The organism is Sporomusaceae bacterium (genome assembly GCA_031460455.1).
Classification (GTDB): domain Bacteria; phylum Bacillota; class Negativicutes; order Sporomusales; family UBA7701; genus Anaeroselena.
Genome location: JAVKTQ010000008.1, coordinates 96,678 through 114,389, shown reverse-complemented (window position 1 = coordinate 114,389; position 17,712 = coordinate 96,678). Strand labels below are relative to the sequence as shown.

The following is a 17,712-nucleotide window of genomic DNA, read 5'->3' as shown; positions in this document are numbered from 1 at the left end:
ACACCTACGTTTCAACAAACTGCTTCATATCCAGCGTAATCCCTTGTTTTTTCATCTGATCGTAAGGTGACTCCGTTTCTTTACCGAGACACTCTCTGATAGTATTGCCTGGCAGGCCTGTTAAAACCTCAACCTTATCTGAGCCTTCGTTGTGCGCCAATGCCAAGCGAGTTGCACTCTGTTTTAGTTCCCTCATGCTTGCCTTCTTGGGACTTTTGTCGATCACTTCCTTCGCGACAAACCACGCTAGGTTTACATCAAATCCCAGATCACCGACAAGCAGATCGGCAATCTCTGCTTCTGGGGATGAATGCTTACTTGACTCACTTTGAGCCGATTGACCTGACATTTGCTTCGCTTTTCTTTGTTGATCTATCACCCGCTCTTGCGCTCTTCTTGCCGCCTCGTTAAGCATCGCTTCTTCAATCGGCGAATGTAGATCTCTAATTTTTCTGAGGCGCTCAATATCCCCGGTCCTCACCGCTGTTAGCATGGGACGTAAAAGATTCAAGTGCCTATCGGCCACCGCCTTAATTACCTTGGGAGTGATCCGCTCGTCCTTGGTGCCGATAACTTCCCACTGAGCAAGCATATAGATTTTTACGGCAATATCCGTAATGCCCTGAGACTCCTTATATAAAGCATCCTTTAACGATTTAGTAAGCCGCGTTTCAACATTAGTGAACTGATACTCCCAGAGGGCGTTTATAAAATACTCCCAGGTTTGATCAGTGTGCTCATATCTGCCCCAAATCAAATCCCCCGAGCTACATAGCGGCCGCGCGCAACTGAATTCATCCAGGAACAAATTCATCGCACTGAATGTTCCGATTAATATTACGGGAATCCGCAGATTCTTCTGTAAGGATGAGAAAAAGTGGATTAGCTCCTTTTCCCCGCCGCTGGAAGCAAGATTAAGCCTTTGGATTTCGTCGATAATAAGTACTCCTACCCCTAAAACCCACAGAAGATGAGCCAACACCTCAATCGCATCTCTGGCGGTATAGTGAAAGTATTGGTCAAAGTACCTGGTTCCCAGGAGTTTATCAATCGCCTTAAACACTGCGCGGCAAAGGCCTCTGGAAGACCCATCCTTAGCAGAGTCGACTTTGAGCCACACAATTTGCACTCGGTCAAATGCCTGACCGTTGTATTGATTATGATAAATTACCTGAGGCAAAAGATATAATATCGTTTCTATTGTCAATGTCTTACCGATACCGCTCGGACCAAACACTACCAACCCATTGGCGGAAAGTCGCAAGAAACAGCTTGCGTTGTTTTCGTCCACGTCTGCCCCTGGGAAGGCGGCGCGGAGCTGTCTCACCCACTCGGCTGTTATAGGATTGCGCGTCATATAGCCCTGCTTTATTATCCTCATGATCCTTTGAGCCAAAATAATATGCATCGGCATGGGCAGCACCCAAGGGCCAATCCTCAACACATAATCAAGGCGTTTCTGTGCAGAGTGTTGTCGCAATGAGGAATCGTAGGCTGGTTTACGAGCAATTCTTTGCGCAAGATCGTCATCTATTAACTCCGGAAGAGCCTCCAAATACGGGTTGTGACGAAACATCTCGTCGTCTAACTCAACATATTGTGCTTTTTCCTGTCTTCCCATAAATATATTTCCGTATTCAAATTCTACTTTAGCCACTATATTTGCCCCCCTTCAACAGGCGTAGACATCGATCTTCCAACCTTTCGGGCATATTATCCTCGTCCTTTTCCCGCTCCGTTACTACCTGGCTATCCTTTATTCCATGCTCTACTCGTTCACGTTGTATGCGCTCAATTTCTGTTGCCGTATTACCTTTCATACCGTTAATACTGGGGCGTTTCAACCCTTCGCTTGCAAGCGCCGTGTCCGTCATTTTGGTTGCTTCATTGACTACGGCATCTTCGGTCGCATCTAACTCGGCAAGAGCTTGCTCTTGAGGATCCTTACGCGCCCTGGATGCCGAATCCCGTTCCTCGCCCAACGTCTCAAAATCTTCAAAGGAAATACCACTGTAGGCGCTATCTTCATCCAAAGTACACAGAACAGGGTTGTCAAAAGGGTTACGGTCATCTAGTATCCAAAGGTACTTTGTAGTACGCGGATCAAACATAACGTTAACTGTTTCTTTACCGACTATTGAAGCGCTCTCGATCTTCTTTAAAACCTTTTCATCCTGGCAGTTATATTTGAGTTTACCTCTAAATTCAACTCCTCTCCGAGAGATACTCGCCGTAGCCTTTGGGTAGAGGGCTTTTTTCACTACCATCGGGTCAACATCCAAAAAGTGGCCACCCCTATGCTTAATGCCCCAGTTCCATAAATCAATCGGTATCGCGCTACATTGAGTGGCTAACATGAACTGATTAAAAGGATAGTTTTCGATTTCATGGTACAAGTTGTAGTACTTCGCGGCTCCAAAAAGCAATCGGGTAAATTGGTCTATGTCAAGTTTCGCATTTAGCCTGTGATCGGGTTCCCACCTTACGGGTTCCTTGGGAACCATCCCGGGAAGAAGGTGGATGACCTTTAGATTAAACCTTCTGAATAGTTGTTCTACGATCGACTTGCAATCCGCCCTGTAGGGAGAGGTGTTAAGAACCTGCGGACCAAGTATTTTCGTAATAGCATCGGAATTTTTGCAATAAAACTCTCCTCGGTCGGCCAGGAACCCCGCCGGTAGAAGTTTATTATTTGGATAATCTTCGGGCAACTCAGTAACATTGTATCGTCGATACTCCTCAATTCTATCTTCAACCAGGTTTTCAACCACCATAGCACCCGTCATCCAACTGCTCCGCTCCAGCGTCACTGTGACAGAAGTAATGAAATGGCTAAAAACATCGACACAGATATATACGATCGGCCTCTGCATGACCTTTGTTCTGGTGACCTTATTTACCAAATAAATGTCGGCCATCGTCCAGTCAACGGCGTATAGATAACCCGGCCCAATCGCCAATTGGGTTGCGTTGCCTTTGTGTTCCCTGTACTTAATTTTGAAAGCCAGGTCGCCTTCTTGCTGCTTCTTTGCCTTAACCGGGTCAACCAACTTTTTAAACCAGTAGTAAAATTGTTCCTTAGTCGGTCTCTGGTCCCTGGGGAGTAACTTCGGTACTTCAACCCCATCTTTCCAGTACGTTCCTACCCTGAAGAAAGTTTCATTCATTTTTTGGAAGAGCTTGAATGGTTTTATATTCTTGTTCGGATAATAAAAAAGATCGATTGTGGCTTGGATGACTCCCCTGATTTCGTCGGTAATATTAATGCCGGAAGCCACTTTCGCCTCGCTGTCACTTACACTTTTTCTCTTCCCGGTTTTAGCTCCCACCGGACGCCCTCTCTTTATAACGGTGTCCGGTTTATCTTTACCGGGATTACCACAATTTGCATAGTCCAATGACAAAGCAGCCTCTGTTTTACCGTATACCCAGTATAGCCTTATATACGCATAAACTGCCGTTTTCTTGATTTTGAATTTATTTATACAATCTTGCACCATTGCAGCTTTTAAATTATGAAAGTATACATCCGGTTCACAGGTTACAATGCCTTTAATAATTTGCCATCGCTCTTTTCCCTTGTCCTTGTGCTTATCGTTTGTGCAAATTTTAGCAAAAGGGTCGCAAGGATGCTTGACGGCACGACCAGCCTGAATAGCAGAATAGATGTCCTCCAAGTTGCACCATCTAGGCTGTGCTCTGCTGTCCCGGATATCGAAAACAACGGCCTTTGACTCGTCATGGTCGATCCAGAGAACTCGTTCCTGCTTGACGATTGATCCGTTTTCCACCCAATCGATTATCGACTTAACCGCAATCACGATGGGCATCTGATTCACCAGCCTCAGAAAGATATTCCATGCACTTGGTCACTCTGATCGGCTTAGCCGTATTGATGGGGTTTAACATGTCCACCTTCCAAAAACCCATTGCAATAAGATACCGGAAAATTTCCAAAGTCGTACCCGGTTTATACCTTAACTTTTGATCCACGTTAAGCGCCGTAATGCTCAGAGGGGAAATGCTATCGTTCAACCTTTCCAGTAAAATCCTTTCGACCGGCATAATAATATCCGGATGATACGGTGCCTTATCGTTGAACCAATTTCGTGTCGAATATAGCCATTGAAGATTCTGGACCAAAGCCATTGGTATGTCCTTCTCCGTCACTATCCTCCATTCAATGCCTCGTTCAAGCCAATAAAAACGCTCAATCTCCAACTTCTCTTTTACCCTTTTATCAATAAGAAATTTAGATGGTTTCACACAGATAGCAATCAATCGGACACGACCATCATTTCAAACGTCAATTAAAAAATCACTGGTCATCATTTGCGGAGTTTTGCCGCCCTTATATAGGCCTGGATGGATGATATGAAGCTTATTAGCAATATACAGGGTATGGCTTAACGTTAAGAGCGGAACCTGTTCACGAATGTCAATGATCCACTTGCATGCGTCGAGAATATGAAAACATGCCACTTCAAGAAACGAAAATAGATGGTAAACTCTTGGTATTGTTAACCCGCGGATTCTTGTTACCAGTGTAGAAGAAGCTACGTTTTGCACAGTAAGAAACGATTTATAGTCTATTCCTTGTCCAGTCCCAAACCCGGCCGCGAGCTTTTTTTCAATCTGCATTAAGGTCAGTGGCCTTCTGCTCATCATCATTACCTCCAATGTGAGTATTTTGAAATAGCCCGTTTTGATTGCATGCCGCAACTTCATCTGTCAATAACGTTACTATCCGATCTATTTCTTCCTGTATTAGAGGTGTGACTTTTCCAGAATGCATACCAGCCATACGAAGGAGAATGGACTTATTTATCCTAGTACCAGGTGGCGTCTTTGATAATTTATATTTCATTTTCCTCAACCGAAAACTTTCGGAACTTTCCTTAACCTCTTCTAGAACCCTCTGCGTATAAGGATAATTTTCTAATACCCTAGAATCACTAAGTACTGTTAAACTAGTTTCTCGCTTTAGAGACGCGAGGGTAATTCGTATAGGTATTTCCATTGACATTAGTTTTTGGGCAGCTTCTTTAATCATTTTTGCCATTAAATTGTCCTTCTTGTAAAACCTACTAATATCCTGATTCTTGGTTTTCGTATTATTTTGGACTATACGCACTGGAGGCATGTTACTATTAAACCAGTCTGTATCATTAATCCTGAGCCAACGATACCAATATTGACAAACTCTTACTAGCTGTTCTCTTGATGCTTCTGGGAATAATCTGATTAAACAAATCAATCGTCGTCTATAATCATCCCGCTTTTCTTTTAAACTATCACTATTTAATCTTCTACATTTGAATAGTGGTCGTTCAGGTTTTTCATTGCTGTCCTCAATACAAAAGCCGTCGACAAATTGCTCGATACTGCTTCCAAGAGCTACAAGTAAGGCTATATGTCGCAAGGGCTGACTTACTGGTTTACATGGATTAATTGTTGAGTAGATCCAATAACGGGGGTCTCTTAAGAAACCACATTCCTTTAAGAAGTACTCTGGAAATGTCTCTTGAAGTCGCAAACAACACTTATCTGTAGCTAAATAGTCATATTTCGTCAATAACCCAGCTTCTTTTAGGAGAATACGATAACGTTTGTTAATTACTTCACGCCCCAAGTAGCCTTCCTGGTTACTTAGGAGCCAATTAAAATTATGGACGATTGCCGTTAATGGTTGAATGAATTTTGTTCTATGTATTATCTGCTCTTGCGATTGTTCGACTTTATCCGAAAGTGCCTCTATTCTGTTTACGGTTCTGTGAATGACGTTTATTGTGCTGTTTAATAACGGTGTGCCATGTATATGGCAATACCATACGCCACGCAATTGGTGAATTATATGCCAGTAGGGCTCGCCAAAGGTATTATCATCTTGTTTAATACACTGTGAGCAAAATTTCAGATGCTCGGACATATAACCTTTTTCTCCATCGACGATTGTATTGACCAACACATATCTTTTAGACTTCATGGCATTTTCGATTAAATTCATACGAGATTGGATTACAAACGGAGAAAATATACGTAATATTGAATGGCTTTTTATTATATATTCAGGGTCAATAGTAGAGCCGGCAGGAAGTTTGCCGCAAAACTGCTCAAGGTTACTTGGTAGTATTAATGGCACTTTATTACTATACGAAAATAAATCTGTCCTGGTTATTGTTCCAGAATATCCAAGCCATTCCCGAAATCTAGCGATAATGCTGTAAAACAGTTCCCCGGGATATGGCGTAGGGAAAACCGGCACTTTATTAATATTCTCACCTCCAAAAAAAACCGAAAAAGAACCTCAGAGCATAGGTTATAGCACCCTACTTCGCTCCAACGTTCTTTTTCTTTCGAATGTTACCCATTTGAGGGCAACATTATAATGGGTGAAAACTCTTTGATTGTCCTCTGATCTGCTGAGCTCTGCTCAGCAATCACCTCCAAAACTCTTTTAGTTAATTATACCATATATTGTGTATCTTGTAAAACCAATCCACTAAATGCGGAACATTTTGTGGCGTACCGTGTAATAGTATTGTTTGAATAATCTATTGTTATTCAGGTAATTTTTCCCTAGGCCATAAAAACCACTCTGGGAACCGTTCCCAGGGTGGCCGCAATTCCACGACTTTATTATTGATTCTACGACTTTATTTCAATAAAACAGCTTTCAAATAATAATAATGTTCAAAACCTCGCTTGATATACGTGCAATTTCCCCCATTTGTAAAACTCCATATAGGCAAACAATGCCACCCTAGGTAATTCTAGGGTGGCTGCATTCCGCAACTTTATTTTGTTTTCCGCAACTTTATTTTTGATTCCGCGACTTTATTTTAATGAAACAAACAACTGAATTGGTCGCTATCCCCTATTCCACCGTTACGCTCTTGGCGAGGTTGCGCGGCTTGTCGACGTCGGCGCCGCGGGTGACGGCGGCGTAGTAGGCTAAAAGCTGCAACGGGATGACGGTGAGGATGGGGGCGAGGTATTTGTCGGTCGCCGGGATGGTGATGGCGTGATCGACGTACTTGCCGATCTGCTCGTCGCCCTGCATCGCCACGCCGATGACGACGGCGTCCCGCGCCTTGACCTCCTTGATATTGCTCAGCATCTTCTCATACACGTCGTACTGGGTCGCCAGGGCGATCACCGGCACCCCCTCGATGATGAGGGCAAGAGTACCGTGCTTGAGCTCGCCGGCGGCGTAAGCCTCGGCGTGGATATAGGAAATTTCCTTGAGCTTGAGCGACCCCTCAAGAGCAACTGCGTAATCGAGCGAGCGGCCGATGAAAAAGACGTCCTCGCAGAAACCGTACTGTTGGGCGAAAGTCTTGATCGGCTCGACATTCTCGAGTATCTCGTGAGCCTGGCCGGGCAACGCCTTGAGGCCGCGGATAATCTCCCTGACCCGGTCGGCGCCGATAGCGCCCCGCAGGGAAGCAATGTAGACCGCCAGCATCAGCATGCCGATGAGCTGGGTGGTATAAGCCTTGGTCGAGGCAACGGCGATCTCGGGACCGGCCCAGGTATAGACTACCTGGTCGGCCTCGCGGGCGATGGACGAGCCGACGACGTTCGTTACCGCCAGCGTCCGCGCCCCCAACTTCTTAGCCTCCTTAAGGGCTGCAAGCGTATCGAGCGTCTCGCCCGACTGGCTGATTACGATGGCCAGCGTATGCTCGTCGATAAGCGGCGCGCGATAGCGAAACTCCGACGCCACGTCCACCTCGACCGGAATGCGGGCCAGCTGCTCGAGATAGTACTTGCCGACGATGCCGGCGTGATAAGCGGTCCCGCAGGCGACGATAGCCACCTTCTTGATGGCGGCGACGTCGTCCTTGGTCCACTTCAGTTCGTCGAGGATTACGCCGCTGTCGTCCTTGGCCAGGCGGCCGGTGGTCGTCTCGCGGATGGCTTTGGGCTGCTCGTAGATCTCCTTGATCATGAAATGCTCGTAGCCGCCCTTTTCGGCCGCCTCGGCATCCCAGTGGACCTCGAACACCTTCTTGGTCACCGGCACGCCCTGCCGGCTCATCACCCAGGCCGAATCCCTTGTGACGATCGCCATCTCCCCGTCGCTGAGGATGTACGTGCGGCGGGTGCGGCTGATGATCGCCGGGATATCCGAGGCGATAAAATTCTCTCCTTCGCCCAGACCGATGACCAGCGGATTGTCCTGTTTGGAGCAGATGATCTTATCAGGCTCGTACTGGGACAGGAAAACCAGGGCGTAGGAGCCTTCGATTTCCGCCAGCACCTTCTTAACGGCCGCCTCGAAGTCGCCCTCGTAGTACTCCTCGACCAGATGGGCCACAACCTCAGTATCGGTCTCCGACGTGAACTTGTGGCCTTTGGCGATCAGCTTTTCCTTGATATGCAGGTAGTTCTCGATGATGCCGTTGTGCACCACCACGAACTTGCCCGTGCAATCGGTATGGGGATGCGAATTGGCGTCCGAGGGGCGCCCGTGGGTAGCCCAGCGGGTGTGGCCAATACCGACGTGGCCCTCCAGGGGGTGCTGCTCGACCATCTTCTCCAGTACGCTCAACCGGCCGACGCTTTTCTCGACATTCACCCGGCCGCCGTCGAACACGGCGATACCGGCCGAATCGTAGCCCCGGTACTCGAGTTTCTTAAGGCCCTCGATGAGAAACGGCATCGCTTGCTTGGGCCCGATATATCCGACAATACCACACATAAGGTATATTCCTCCCGAAAGTAACGGTATTTAATCTGCCGCAGTGCGTTTTGTCCCGCCGGTCGCCCGGCGGTTTTGTCGACTGCTTACGACCGCAGTTGGCCGAGAGGCATCCGCTGACATTCTCGATAAACCTCTCCCTCGTCTGCTTGCCGGCAAGCGGCAAGCACCAGCGCTAACTGTTATTAATGTGCTGCAAAAGCAGCCGCCGTATCCTCACCTCCCCGTTTCTTGGTCCGCGCCTGCCGTTCGCCTCCTTCCCGCGCCCCGGATACATACATATGCAAGGGAGCACAACCGTGCTCCCTTGCCCGTATACAATCCTATTTTAATATAACTGGGCCTGCCGGTCAACTTCCCAGTTCCCGGCTGATGACGGCGGCCACCCGTTCGACGAGACTCTCCAGCTCGGGCTGGGACGGCCCCTCGGCCATCACCCTGATAAGCGGCTCGGTGCCCGACGGACGGACCAGCACCCGGCCGTCCTCGCCCAGCGCCTGTTCGGCGGCGGCGATGGCGGCGGCGATAGCCTCGTTATCCTGCCAGCCGGCCTTGCTCTTCACCCTCACATTGACAAGCACCTGCGGGAAGCGGGTCATGGCCGCGGCCAGCTCCGACAGCCGCCGTCCGGCGCGGACTCTGGCGGCGATAAGCTGCAAGGCGGTCACCAGACCGTCGCCCGTTGTGCTCAGGCCGCCGAAAATAATATGGCCCGACTGTTCGCCCCCCAGGCCGTAGCCGTGGGTCAGCATGGCCTCAAGCACATAGCGGTCGCCCACCGGGGTGACCACCACCCTGCCCCCGGCCCGCTTCACCGCCTGGTGAAGCCCCAGGTTGCTCATCACCGTGGCCACAAGAACATTGTCGGCCAGCTTGCCCTGCCGGAGCAGTTCCAGCGCGCAGATAACCATGATCTGGTCGCCGTCCACCACCGCGCCCGTCTCGTCGACAGCCAGGCAGCGGTCGGCGTCGCCGTCGTGGGCGATACCGAGATCCGCCCCGTGGAGGATGACCTCCTGCTGCAATCCCTCCAGGTGGGTAGAGCCGGCGTCCCTGTTGATATTGACCCCGTTGGGCTTGTCATTGATAACGATCACCTGCGCCCCCAGCTGGCGGAGCACCGCCGGCGCAGCCTCGAACGCCGCTCCGTTGGCGCAGTCGACGACGATCTTGAGGTCGGCGAACGGCACGTCCACAGTGCTGAGTGCGTAATCGATATACTCCTTCAGCAGATCGTGGCGGTAGCGGATGGTGCCGATATGCTCGGCCGTGGGCCGCGGCAGCTCGTCCTTGCCGGCCATCACCAGCTTCTCCAGCTCTTCCTCGGTCGCATCCGGCAGCTTATAGCCGCTGCCGGCGAAAAACTTTATCCCGTTGTCGGGGAAAGGGTTATGGGAGGCCGAAATAACCACCCCGGCCTGTGCGCCGTGTTTGCGGGCCAAAAAAGCCACCGCCGGCGTCGGCACCACCCCGCACAGCACAGCCTCGCCGCCTGCCGAGCAAATGCCGGCGGCCAGCGCCGCCTCCAGCATCTCGCCTGAAATGCGGGTGTCCCGGCCGATGAAAAACGTTGGCCGGCGGTAATTGCGGCCGAACCAGTACGTCGCCGCCCGGCCGAGGCGGAAAGCAAGCTCGGGGGTGAGTTCCGTGTTGGCGAGGCCGCGCACGCCATCGGTACCGAAAAGTTTGCCCAAAATTCTCTATCTCCCTTCAGAGCGGTCTGTATTCTTTGATAATCGCCAGCGCGGCATTGAGCCCGTCGAGCGCGGCGCTCATTATGCCGCCGGCGTAGCCGGCTCCTTCGCCCACCGGCGCCAGGCCGGCCACCGTCACCGACATATAATCCGGCCCGCGCACCATGCGGAGAGGAGCGCTCGTCCGCGTCTCCACCCCGGTCATCACCGCCCGCGGATGGTCGAATCCCTTGATCCTGCGGCCAAAATCCGGCAGGGCGCGCGCCAGCGTGGCGGCCACCGCCGGCGGCAGGCAAGCGGCAAGGTCGGCCGCAACGACAGCCGGGCGGTAGCTGGGCGGAGCGAGAAAATCGCGGCCGCCGGTCCTGCCGGCCAGGAAATCGCCCACAGCCTGCACAGGCGCGGCATATGTCCGGCCGCCGACCTCATAGGCCAGCCGCTCCCAGCGGCGCTGGAACTCGATCCCGGCCATCACGCCGCCGCCGAAGTCGGCCGGGCCGACGTTTACGACAAGGGCACTATTGGCGTTCCCGGAATCGCGGCCGAACAGGCTCATCCCGTTGGTCACGACGCCGCCCTCTTCCGACGCGGCGGCTACCACCAGCCCGCCGGGACACATGCAGAAGGAATAGGCCGTCCGTCCCGCGGCCCGGTCCTGAAAAACAAGCGCATAGTCGGCGGCCCCCAACCGGGGGTGACCGGCCAGGCCGCCATACTGAGCCCGGTCGATTAGCTCCTGGGGATGCTCGATACGGACCCCGACGGCGAAGGGCTTCGCCTCCATCGCCACGCCGCGGCGCGCCAGCATGGCATAAGTGTCGCGGGCGCTGTGGCCGACGGCGAACAAGGCGATACTGGCAGGTATATGGCGGTTTTCGTTGATGACAACGCCGGTCAGAACGCCGCTATCGACGGCGATATCGGTCACGCGGCTCTCGAACGCCACCGTCCCGCCCGCCGCGACGATGCGCCGCCGCAGGGCGGCCACCACCGTCCGCAGCTTATCGGTGCCCACATGGGGCTTGTGGAGGTACTTTATCTCCGGCGGCGCGCCGGCGGCCACCAGCGCATCCAGCACCTGACCGGAGCGCGGGTCGTTCACCCTCGTCGTCAGCTTGCCGTCCGAAAACGTACCGGCCCCGCCCTCGCCGAACTGGACGTTGGAGGCGGGGTCGAATTCGCCCGTCTGCCAGAAGCGGGCCACATCCCGCGTCCGCGCCTCGACGTCGCGGCCGCGCTCCAGAAGCACCGGCCGGTAGCCGTGCTCGGCCAGCGTCAGCGCAGCAAAAAGCCCGGCCGGGCCGGCGCCCACCACCACCGGGGGAGCGTCGAGCGGCTTATGACCGGGGACGACCGGCAGTTGCGCCTCTGCCACGCGCACGGCAACATCGCGGTCGCCGGCCAGCCGGGACAGCACCTGCCCCTCGGCGGCGGTCACCGCCACGTCGAGCGTGTAAACAAAGCCGATATTAGACTTACGGCGGGCGTCCACCGCCCGCCGGACAATCGTCACCTCCGCCACACCGCCGGGCGGCAGACGGAGCCGCCGCGCCGCCAGCACCGTCAGAGGGTTGTCATCCTCGACAGCGACGCGGAAATTGGTAATCCTCAACAAATAAATCTTCCCCTATAGCAAAGCAATTTGCGACGGCCTCCGTCTACCGCCCGACGCTGATCTTAACAGTAACCGCCGCCTGTGACGCCACCAGACCCTCTTTGATCTGAAGCTTCACTTCCTTCTCGGTGTCCCTGTTTATGCCGGCTACGCTGATCGGCTCGGTGTAAACGAAGTCGATTTTCTCAAGCTCTTTGGCGTCGCCGCTCAGCTCCACCTTCACCGGCGTCGTCACCACCGACTTGAGAACAGTGCCGGGGGCCATATCGCCGTAGATTATCGTCTTGATATCGACCGTCTTCTTGTCCACGCCCTTGGCGAGATTGGCGGCGACACCGATCCTGTTGGGGGTAACCGTCACGCCCTCCACAGCCCTGCCGTCGCGGTTCACCAGCAGCGGGGCGAGCTGGGCGGTAAAATCGGCGCTCCTGCCCGTCAGGTCGAGGGGCAGAATGACCCTGTCCACCGAATCGACAGTGGCCTTCGGGCCTTCGACCGTCACCTGCTGGGGGTTGAGCGTAGCCTTGGCCACCACCGTTCCGGCCGTCGCCGTGCCGGTCACGCGGATCTCCACCGGCAGCGTACGGCTGGCCTTACTGTCCACCCTCACAGTGAGCTTGTCGGGTTGCACCTCGATGAATTCGAGGCTGGACGGCACCAGGGCGTAAACGCGGACCGCGTGGCGGCCTTCGTCCGCCCCCTTGAGATCGACATAAGCCTTCAGATCCTGCGGCGTCAGCACCGCGGTAATGCTGCGAGGGCCGCGGACCTTGACCCGCACGGCGTCGGGCACATCGACCGCCACCAGCGTATCGGACATGCCGCGCACCTCCAGCGGCACCGACACCGATGCCTCCACCGGCGGATTCTGCTCGTTCGTGACGTACAGCCACAGCACCACCGCCAGGATCAGGGCGAGGACTTTCGTGGTAATATTTTTCCCGCGCGCTTCTTCCATTATGATGAAGACCTCCAGTTGAAGAATTCGCTCAAGGGCGAACTCTTGCTGAAATACAGCGGGCGCAGGAAGTCCTTGAGCTTGGCCGGCTCGACATAGCGGGACAGGCGGCCGCCCTCGGCCACCGAGATTATGCCTGTCTCCTCGCTCACCACCACGATGATGGCGTCGGTCTGTTCACTGACGCCGATGGCCGCGCGGTGGCGGGTGCCGAGCTCCTTGCTCAGTCTCGTGTCGTCGGTCAGAGGCAGGATGCAGCCGGCGGCGGTTACGCGGTTGCCGCGGACGATGACCGCCCCGTCGTGCAGCGGCGAGTTGGGGATGAAGATATTGGTGAGAAACTCGCTCGACACGATACCGTCGACCTTGATGCCGGTATCGACATAATCGTTCAGGCGCATCTCCCGTTCGAAGACAAGCAGGGCGCCGATCTTGTTCTTGGCGAGCACCGACACCGCCTTGACCGTCTCCTCCAGCAGGCTCTGGGCCTCCTCCTCGTTGAGGAAGGCGCTCCTGCCGAACAGGCGGCCGCGTCCGAGCTGCTCCAGCGCCCGGCGGAGCTCGGGCTGGAAAACGATCGGCAGCGCCACGAGCACCACCGTCATCGACTTCTGCAGCAGCCAGTTGATCACGTTCAAGCCAAGCCATTTGCTCACCAGGGTGGCGACAAGCAACACGACCAGGCCCTTCAGCAGCGTGAGGGCCCGGGTGTCCTTGATCATCATATAAAGCTTGTACAGCAGCACGGCCACCAGGAGGATATCGAAAATATCGCGCCACCCGATGGTCGAAATTATCCCCCTTACCTGCAGGAGCATGGCGGAACCACCTTAACCGTAATCGCTAACACTATTCTATCCGAAATTGGCAAAAACCTTTAACAAGGCAAAAACAACGGGAGAAATATAATATGAGTGCCCCCCGGAGTGCATCCGGGAGGCACTGCTGCTATTAGACTTTAGCCACCTTTTCCACCCAGCCGAACTTATCGGCCACCGTGCCGTACTGGAGCCCGGCGACATGGTCGAAGAGCTTCTGGGAAAAAGGACCGGTCTTATTGTCGTTGATGACGAGCTTCTGGCCCTTCCACGACAGTTCGCCGACCGGCGAAATGACAGCGGCCGTCCCCGAACCGAAGACCTCCTCGAGCTCGCCCTTGGCATGGGCCGCAAAGACCTCGTCGATGGAAATCTGCCGTTCGGTCGCCTTCACGCCCCAGTCCTTGGCCAGTTCGAGAACGGTGCGGCGGGTGATGCCGCCGAGAATGCTGCCGTTCAGGGCAGGGGTGATCAGTTCGCCCTTGATCTTGAAGAAGATGTTCATCGTGCCGACTTCCTCGACATACTTGCGCTCGATGCCGTCAAGCCACAGCACCTGGGCGTAGCCTTCCTTCTTGGCCTCGACCTGGGCGCGCAGGCTGGCGGCGTAGTTGCCCGGCGTCTTGGCCTCGCCGATGCCGCCGGGAACGGCGCGGACAAATTTGTCCTCGACCTTGATGCCGACGGGGTTAAAGCCGGCGGCGTAATAAGCGCCCACCGGGGAAAGGATGATGAACAGCTTGTATGTATCGGAGGATTTTACGCCGACATACGGATCGGTGGCGATGATAAAGGGGCGGATATAGAGCGCCGTGCCATGCTTGGCCGGGACCCAGCGTTTGTCGATTTCGAGGAGCTTATTCAGGCCGGCGTGGACGACATCCACCGCGGTGTTCGGGATGCAGATAATATCGGCCGAGCGGTTGAAGCGGTTCAGGTAGTCGAACGGCCGGAAGACGTTGATCACGCCTTCGGCGGTGCGGAAAGCCTTCATCCCTTCGAAAATGGCCTGGCCGTAGTGCAGCACCATAGCGGCGGGGTAAAGGGAAAATTCCTCGTAAGGTACTACGCGCGGATTATACCAACCCTTGCCGGTCTGATAATCCATCTCAAACATGTGATCGGTGAAGTACTGCCCGAAGCCGAGTTTATCGGCGTCCGGCATCGCTTTCGGGGTCGCAACCCTGGTAACGGCGATGTCGACCATAATGAAGCCCCCTTCTCGTTTTGTCCAAAGCGGAAAAACAATCGCTGTGGAATACCTTACCAATCATTATATGCTGTTTTTTCGATAGGTGTCAAGCCGGGCGACCTGCCCGCCGAGCGCTTCGCGGCCGCGGGCGATGGCCTCTTTCACCTGCGACGGCGACGTGCCGCCGTAGGAATTCCGGGCTGCGACACAGGTTTCCACTTTGATGGCGGCGAGGATGTCTTCCGCGAACAGCGGAGAAAATTGTTTCAGCTCGGCCAACGACATTTCGTCGAGCTTCATGCCTTTCTCGATACAGTAGCGGACACTCTTACCGGACACCTCGTGGGCCTGACGGAAGGGGAGGCCCTTTTTCACCAGGTAATCGGCCAGGTCGGTCGCGTTGGTGAAATCCTCGTCAGCCGCCGCCAGCATCCGCGGCGCGTTCACCTTCATGCCCCGCACCATCGCCGCATACACCGACAGGCTGAACTTGACGGTGTCGATCGTGTCGAACAGCCCCTCCTTGTCCTCCTGCATATCCTTGTTATAGGCCAGCGGCAACCCCTTCATCGTCGTCAGCAGCGCCATCAGGTGGCCGACCACCCGGCCGGTCTTGCCCCGCACCAGCTCGGCGACATCGGGGTTTTTCTTCTGCGGCATGATGCTCGAGCCGGTGCAGTGGGCGTCGTCAAGCTCGATAAACTTGAACTCCGAACTGCACCAGAGGATGATCTCCTCGCTCAGCCGGCTGAGGTGGACCATGAGGATGGCCGCGAAAGACAGGAATTCCATCATATAGTCGCGGTCGGCGACCGCGTCGAGGCTATTGTCGTACAGGCGGGCGAAATTCAGCTCGTCGGCCACCATCTGCCGGTCGATGGGGAAAGTCGTGCCGGCCAGAGCGCCCGCCCCCAGCGGCATAATGTCGGCCCGCTCCCATACTCCCCGCAGGCGGTCGAAGTCCCGCCCGAGCATGAAAAAGTAGGCCAGCAGGTGATGGGCGAAGAGGATGGGTTGAGCCCGCTGCAGATGGGTATAGCCGGGCATGATGACGTCCGGGAATCTGCCGGCCGTCTCCAGGATGGCCTCCTGGAGGCCGCACAGCAGCTGCCCGACGGCGACCACCTCCTTGCGGAGGTAGAGATGGGTGTCGAGGGCCACCTGGTCGTTGCGGCTGCGGGCGGTATGCAGCTTGCCCCCGACCGGGCCGATCCTTTCCGTCAGGCGCTTCTCGATATTCATATGGATATCTTCCAGCGCCGTCTCGAAGCTGAAGTTCCCAGCCTCGATATCGGCGAGGATGCCTGTCAGCCCGGCGACGATCGCCTCGGCCTCGTCGGCGGCGATGATGCCGCACTTGGCAAGCATGCGCGCGTGGGCGACGCTGCCGGCGATATCCTCTTTATACAACCGCCTGTCAAAAGAAATGGAGGAGGTAAACTCCTCCACAAGCACGTCAGTGCCCTTGGTGAATCTACCGCCCCAAAGCTTGGTCATTTATTTCTTCTCCTTTTGCTGCATCAGCGCCCGGATCTTCAGGGGCAGGCCGAACAGGTTGATAAATCCTTCCGCGTCCTTCTGGTTGTAGACCTCGTCGCGCCCGAAGGTCACGAAGCCCTCATGATACAGCGAATACGGCGATTTGGCGCCGGCGCTCATGATGTTGCCCTTGTAGAGCTTGAGCCGCACCAGGCCGGTGACCGTCTGCTGGGTCGAATCGACGAAAGCGTCGAGCGCCTCGCGGAGCGGCGAAAACCACATCCCGTCGTACACCAGCTCGGCGTAGCGCACCGCCACCTGCTCCTTGTAGTGCATCGTCGCGCGGTCGAGAGTCAGGTACTCCAGCTCGCGGTGGGCGTAGAACAGGATGGCCCCGCCCGGCGTCTCGTACACGCCGCGGGATTTCATGCCCACCAGGCGGTTCTCGGTGATATCGGCGATGCCGATGCCGTTGGCGGCGCCGATATCGTTAAGTTTTTCAAGGAGTTCCACGGCGCCCAGCTTCTTGCCGTCCACCGCCACCGGCACGCCCTTCTCAAAGGCGATCTCCACATAAGTGGCCTTGTCGGGGGCCTGTTCGGGCGTCTTGGTCACCATGTAAACATCGTCCTTGGGCTCGTTCCAGGGGTCCTCCAGGTCGCCGCCCTCATGGCTGAGGTGCCAGATGTTGCGGTCCATGCTGTAGGGGCGCTTCTTGGTCACCGGCACGGGCACGCCGTGCTTCTCGGCGTAATCGATGGCGTCCTCGCGCGAGCGGATGTTCCACAGCCGCCAGGGAGCCACGATCTTGAGATGGGGCGCCAGCGCCTTGACGGTCAGCTCGAAACGCACCTGGTCGTTGCCCTTACCGGTCGCGCCGTGGGCGATGGCGTCCGCGCCTTCCTTCTCAGCGATCTCCACCATCGCCTTGGCGATGATCGGCCGGGCGAAGGAAGTGCCGAGCAGATATTTGCCCTCATAGACGGCGCCCGCTTTCAGCACCGGCCAGACATAATCCTCGACAAACTCTTTCCTGACATCCATGACATAAACCTTGCTGGCCCCGGACTTGAGAGCCTTCTCCCGCACCGGATCGATCTCGGCGCCCTGGCCGACGTCGGCGCACATAGCGATAACCTCGCAGCCGTCGTAATTTTCCTTCAGCCAGGGGATGATAACCGACGTGTCCAGGCCGCCCGAATAGGCAAGAACCACTTTTTTGATACCGCTCATACATACTCCTCCTTGG

The 17,712-nt window shown here is 54.8% G+C and carries 14 protein-coding genes; 1 reads left to right on the top strand and 13 read right to left on the bottom strand.

Annotated features, from left to right (window positions below; translation table 11 throughout):
* Positions 1 to 4 precede the first annotated feature (4 nt).
* The 6 genes from RIN56_13090 to glmS form a co-directional block, all read right to left on the bottom strand.
* Entirely contained in the window at positions 5 to 1,657 is a 1,653-nt protein-coding gene (locus RIN56_13090) for an ATP-binding protein (GenBank protein ID MDR7867742.1), read from the bottom strand.
* Complete coding sequence (locus RIN56_13085) at positions 1,650 to 3,830, bottom strand: hypothetical protein (protein MDR7867741.1); 2,181 nt, start codon at positions 3,828 to 3,830, stop codon at positions 1,650 to 1,652. Before RIN56_13085 ends, RIN56_13090 begins: the two co-directional genes overlap by 8 nt.
* Positions 3,808 to 4,281 (bottom strand): TnsA endonuclease C-terminal domain-containing protein, encoded by a 474-nt coding sequence (locus tag RIN56_13080; GenBank protein MDR7867740.1) that lies wholly within the window; start codon positions 4,279 to 4,281, stop codon positions 3,808 to 3,810. Before RIN56_13080 ends, RIN56_13085 begins: the two co-directional genes overlap by 23 nt.
* Positions 4,282 to 4,299: 18 nt before the next feature.
* Positions 4,300 to 4,641 carry a hypothetical protein gene (locus RIN56_13075; GenBank protein ID MDR7867739.1) on the bottom strand — a complete coding sequence of 114 codons (342 nt, stop codon included), beginning with the start codon at positions 4,639 to 4,641 and terminating at the stop codon, positions 4,300 to 4,302.
* On the bottom strand, positions 4,631 to 6,265 hold the full coding sequence (locus RIN56_13070; GenBank protein ID MDR7867738.1) for a TnsD family Tn7-like transposition protein: 1,635 nt from the start codon (positions 6,263 to 6,265) through the stop codon (positions 4,631 to 4,633). The genes RIN56_13075 and RIN56_13070 overlap by 11 nt, the downstream gene beginning before the upstream one ends.
* Before the next feature lie 612 nt (positions 6,266 to 6,877).
* Complete coding sequence (gene glmS / locus RIN56_13065) at positions 6,878 to 8,707, bottom strand: glutamine--fructose-6-phosphate transaminase (isomerizing) (GenBank protein MDR7867737.1); 1,830 nt, start codon at positions 8,705 to 8,707, stop codon at positions 6,878 to 6,880.
* 50 nt (positions 8,708 to 8,757) lie between these two features.
* Here glmS and RIN56_13060 point away from each other — a divergent pair, with 50 nt between their 5' ends.
* Entirely contained in the window at positions 8,758 to 8,886 is a 129-nt protein-coding gene (locus RIN56_13060; protein MDR7867736.1) for a hypothetical protein, read from the top strand.
* Positions 8,887 to 9,057: 171 nt separating this feature from the next.
* Here RIN56_13060 and glmM read toward each other — a convergent pair whose 3' ends face one another.
* The 7 genes from glmM to RIN56_13025 form a co-directional block, all read right to left on the bottom strand.
* The gene (gene glmM / locus RIN56_13055) at positions 9,058 to 10,401 is read right to left on the bottom strand and encodes a phosphoglucosamine mutase (protein ID MDR7867735.1); all 1,344 of its coding nucleotides are present in this window, start codon (positions 10,399 to 10,401) and stop codon (positions 9,058 to 9,060) included.
* A 16-nt stretch (positions 10,402 to 10,417) separates the two neighbouring features.
* A complete protein-coding gene (locus RIN56_13050) occupies positions 10,418 to 12,016 on the bottom strand; it encodes an FAD-binding protein (protein MDR7867734.1) in 1,599 nt (532 codons plus the stop codon).
* Between the two features lie 43 nt (positions 12,017 to 12,059).
* The gene (locus RIN56_13045; GenBank protein MDR7867733.1) at positions 12,060 to 12,974 is read right to left on the bottom strand and encodes a CdaR family protein; all 915 of its coding nucleotides are present in this window, start codon (positions 12,972 to 12,974) and stop codon (positions 12,060 to 12,062) included.
* Positions 12,974 to 13,792 carry a diadenylate cyclase CdaA gene (cdaA, locus tag RIN56_13040; GenBank protein MDR7867732.1) on the bottom strand — a complete coding sequence of 273 codons (819 nt, stop codon included), beginning with the start codon at positions 13,790 to 13,792 and terminating at the stop codon, positions 12,974 to 12,976. The genes RIN56_13045 and cdaA overlap by 1 nt, the downstream gene beginning before the upstream one ends.
* A gap of 133 nt (positions 13,793 to 13,925) precedes the next feature.
* Positions 13,926 to 14,999 carry a branched-chain amino acid aminotransferase gene (locus RIN56_13035; GenBank protein MDR7867731.1) on the bottom strand — a complete coding sequence of 358 codons (1,074 nt, stop codon included), beginning with the start codon at positions 14,997 to 14,999 and terminating at the stop codon, positions 13,926 to 13,928.
* Positions 15,000 to 15,065: 66 nt separating this feature from the next.
* The gene (argH, locus tag RIN56_13030; GenBank protein ID MDR7867730.1) at positions 15,066 to 16,481 is read right to left on the bottom strand and encodes an argininosuccinate lyase; all 1,416 of its coding nucleotides are present in this window, start codon (positions 16,479 to 16,481) and stop codon (positions 15,066 to 15,068) included.
* Positions 16,482 to 17,696: an argininosuccinate synthase gene (locus RIN56_13025; protein ID MDR7867729.1), complete on the bottom strand. Its 1,215-nt coding sequence runs from the start codon at positions 17,694 to 17,696 to the stop codon at positions 16,482 to 16,484. It lies immediately after the preceding gene.
* Between the last annotated feature and the right edge of the window lie 16 nt (positions 17,697 to 17,712).